The organism is Okeania sp. SIO2B9 (assembly GCF_010672505.1).
Taxonomy (GTDB): Bacteria; Cyanobacteriota; Cyanobacteriia; order Cyanobacteriales; family Microcoleaceae; genus Okeania; species Okeania hirsuta.
Genome location: NZ_JAAHGK010000682.1, coordinates 1 through 4,130, shown reverse-complemented (window position 1 = coordinate 4,130; position 4,130 = coordinate 1). Strand labels below are relative to the sequence as shown.

Annotated in this window: 1 protein-coding gene and 2 pseudogenes; all 3 read left to right on the top strand. The window is 40.4% G+C overall.

Features of this window, described 5'->3' with window-relative positions; translation table 11 throughout:
* Window positions 1-1,885, top strand: a pseudogene (locus F6K13_RS21555) (cation:proton antiporter); the annotation flags it as partial.
* Between the two features lie 632 nt (window positions 1,886-2,517).
* A complete protein-coding gene (locus F6K13_RS35315; protein WP_124145604.1) occupies window positions 2,518-3,957 on the top strand; it encodes a protein kinase in 1,440 nt (479 codons plus the stop codon).
* 25 nt (window positions 3,958-3,982) lie between these two features.
* Window positions 3,983-4,078: pseudogene (locus F6K13_RS21540) on the top strand (IS5/IS1182 family transposase); the annotation flags it as partial.
* Between the last annotated feature and the right edge of the window lie 52 nt (window positions 4,079-4,130).

The following is a 4,130-nucleotide window of genomic DNA, read 5'->3' as shown; positions in this document are numbered from 1 at the left end:
TAACTCTGCTGATCATCCTGACTGTAATCAGTGGTATAGCAGCCCAAGTTCTGGCAGCCTACCTGAAAGTACCTGCGATAGTCTTTTTACTACTATTTGGTATTCTAGTAGGCAAAGATGTTTTGGAGTGGTACATCCAAACCTACTGGGTAATGGTTTAGAAGTGGTAGTATCCTTATTTGTAGCCCTCATTCTCTTTGAGGGGGGCTTGAATTTGGAACTTAGAGAATTAGGAAAAGTTTCCGGTAGTATCCGCAACTTAGTAACCATAGGTACACTGGTAACCTTAATTGGTGGTGGCATGGCCGCTCACTGGTTAGGTGAGTTTCCCTGGCCGATCGCATTCCTTTATGCCTCGTTAGTAGTAGTTACAGGGCCAACCGTGGTAGGGCCATTGCTCAAACAGGTTTCAGTAGACCGACAAGTAGCGACCTTGTTGGAAGGAGAAGGAGTTCTCATCGATCCTGTAGGAGCAATTCTGGCCGTATTGGTATTGAACATAGTTTTAAATGAAGGCGCTGACCCTTTAGGATTATTTAGAGACCTAGTTGTGCGCTTAGGAATGGGGACTATCATTGGTGCAACAGGAGGCTGGATTTTAGGATTTACCCTCAAAAGAGCAAAGTTTCTGTCTGAAGAATTAGCAAATCTGGTAGTTTTGGCGGCTCTATGGGGAATGTTTGGTCTAGCAGAACAAGTCCGTAGTGAATCAGGATTGATGACCACAGTCGTAGCAGGAATTTTCGTTGGGGCAGCCGAAATACCAGAGTTACGATTATTAAGGCGGTTTAAAGGACAACTAACAATGTTGGCCGTTTCAGTGTTGTTTATTTTACTAGCAGCAGACCTATCCTTAGCAAGTATTGTTGCTCTAGGTTGGGGAAGTGTATTTACCGTTTTGAGTTTGATGTTCCTGGTTCGCCCTCTCAACGTCTTAATTTGTACTTGGAATAGTAAGCTTAATTGGCGACAAAAGATGTTTGTCAGTTGGGTTGCTCCTAGAGGAATAGTTTCGGCTTCAGTTTCTTCTTTGTTTGCTATCTTGTTAACTCAGAAAGGTATTAATGGTGGTGACTCTATTAAGGCTTTGGTGTTCTTGACAATTATTATGACTGTATTTAGTCAAGGACTAACCGCAAGGTTTGTGGCTCAATTTTTGGGAATTACTTCTAGTGCTGCTACTGGTGCTGTTATTGTGGGTTCCAATCCTCTGTCCCGATTGATTGGACGTATATTTAAGGACAGGGGTGAATCAGTGGTACTCATAGATACGGATGAGGAAGCTTGTCAGCAGGCAGAGAAGGAAGGTTTGCAAGTATACAAAAGTAGTGCCTTTGATACTAATGTCCTAGAAGAGGCTGGTTTAGAATCAGTGGGAACTTTCTTAGCAATGACTAAGAATGAAGAAGTAAATTTAGTTTTGGCTCAAAGAGCAGCAGAAGAATTTAAGCCACCAAGAGTATTAGCTATTTATCCAAAAAGTCCCCAGCATAAAAGTCAAAATGGTAAAGAGAAGGTTCAACAACCATTTGCTTTAGAGTTAAATATCAAAAGTTGGAATAAATATCTTTCTGACAGAGAAGTGAAATTAGGGGAAACAGTCCTTAAGCAATTGGGATTTGAGTTCCAAAAGACTCACCTTAAGGCACTTATTGGAGCAAGGGAGTTAATGCCACTTTTGATTGAAAGGCAAGGAAGTCTTCAAGTATTATCTGCCACAGAAAATTGGCAACCAGGCGATCGGATTATTTATTTGCTACATGACCCTAAACCTAAGCTTCTCAAACGACTATCTGGAGCTCAGCAATCAAATTTAACTATAGAAAAATATCCAACTGTTGAAGAAGTACCTATCCCTTCTTCGGTTCTCGAATCTGAACTCTGATAGAACGGAGGAGTCAGGAGTCAGGAGTCAGGAGTCAGGAGTCAGGAGGAAAAAAAAAGGAAAAGGAGAAGATAGTTTTTGATCGCTAATTAAACGGACATGATCAGGACTTACGCAAATTCACCTTGAAAACGTCATATGTAGGGACGCCATTCGGAGCTTTGCGTTAGCAAATGGCATTCGCCCTCACTCGATTTAGTGTCCGTGCGTAAGTCCTGATGATATAAGAAGTTAGTAGCACCTTCTAAAAATCTAGACAATCCTAGACACGCTCTTCATCGGTGACTAAGAGCGATTTTCCGGCTCACCTGTCCATAAGTCTACTGGCAAAGAAGGTTAATGTTCCGCTCAAACACATTGAGTTTAGGATTCCCTCTGGGGTTTTCGTCCTTATGAAAAGTCGAGTCCAAAACACTCCATAATTGTTACTAAAATCCTCTGGTCTTAGCAGACATATGCAATAATAACACAGATTAATGGCGTAAAAACATAGACCTTTTGTATATATTCCTTTTGTATATATTTGTCTAAGATAGTCTATGTTTTTAAGCTTTAGCAAACAACAGTAGTGCCTAATATTAAGGTCAATTGAAGTGAGTTGATATAACTAAATTTTCAAGTTAAAAATCAGGATGAGCTACTGTCTTAACTCTGAATGCCGAAAGCCATATAATCCTTCCGGTCATCGATTTTGTCACAGCTGCGGAGCTAAGTTACTTTTGGGCGATCGCTACCGTACTGTTAAGCCTATTGGTCAAGGTGGCTTTGGCAAAACATTCCTTGCTGTAGATGAGTATAAACCTTCCCGACCCCGTTGTGTAATTAAACAATTTTTTCCTCAAAATAGTGCCAATGCCGAAAAAGCTGCTGAGTTATTTGGTCGGGAGGCCGCCAGACTTGATGAGTTGGGTCAACATCCTCAAATCCCAGAATTAATGGCTCATTTTCAACAAGGTGAGCAACAATATCTCATCCAAGAATTTATTGATGGGCAAAATTTAGAGCAGGAATTGGTTGTTAATGGGGTTTTTACTGAAAATCAGATTCAGGAGTTACTTTGGGATTTGTTGCCTGTGTTGGAATTTGTCCACGAACGGCAGGTAATTCATCGCGATATTAAGCCAGAAAATATTATTCGGCGAAACTCAATTACGCTTCCTGATGGTAGAGGGGAAATTAAAGGCCAGTTGGTGTTGGTGGATTTTGGAGCTAGCAAGGTAATTACAGAATCTTCTCTTGGGCAAACTGGAACGATGATTGGTAGTGCGGGATATGTTGCTCCGGAACAGTTGGCGGGAAAGGCGGTTCCTGCTAGTGACCTTTATAATTTGGGGGTTACTTGTATATATTTGTTGACTCAAGTAGCGCCTTTTGAGTTGTTTGATGTTGTTGAGGGTAAGTGGGTTTGGCGACAATATTTACAGTCTAATATTAGTAAAGAATTGGGGATAATTATTGATAAGCTTTTGGCTCCAAACATTAATCAAAGGTATCAGTCTGTAGAAGATGTTTTAAAAGAATTAGAGTCGGTAAAATATCAGAAAAGTTTTGCCTCTTCAAAATCTCAAGCAGGAGGTAATAATCCTTCTTTGTTAACAAAAATGCTTGGGGGTATTCCACAAGTTATTAAAGGTCGAATTATGCAAGAATTTGGGAAAACTGAAGCAGCGATCGCTTCTTATGACCTTGCTATTTCTATTCGACCAAATAATTATGATGCTTGGTATAAGAAGGCTGAGGTTTGTCATCAGTTGAAACGTTATGAAGAGGCAATTTTTTGTTATCAAAAAACTGTGAAATTGCAGCCTAATCATTGGCAAGCATGGCGAAGTTTGGGGGTGTTATTTTATCAATTGCAAAGATATGAAAAGGCTGTGGAAAGTTATTTTAAGTCTTTGGATATTGAGGGGAATCAACCTATGGTTTGGTTATGGTTGAGTTTGGCAATTAAGAAGTCTGGAGATGAGCAAAAAGCACAGATGTGTTTGGAGAAGGCGCGGCAAAGTTTACCGAAAAGTCCGGTGGAAACTTCACAAATTTTGTGGCAGGCTTGGGAAAAATTAATTCAGTAAAGGGAAAGGTACGTTCAACAATAGAAAAAAGGGCTGTGTCTATGGCTTCGATGGTGGAAAAAAGGTTAAAGGGCGTAAGCGCCATATAGTTGTAGACTCTCAAGGACTATTAATAGGTGTTTGAGTAACTCAAGCAAATGCTTCTGAGAGATTGGGAGCTATAGTTGTGCTCA

What these genes read in the sequence shown, in the direction of transcription:
- F6K13_RS35315 (WP_124145604.1), top strand. Translation starts at nt 2,518, where the DNA reads ATGAGCTACTGTCTTAACTCTGAATGCCGAAAGCCATATAATCCTTCC.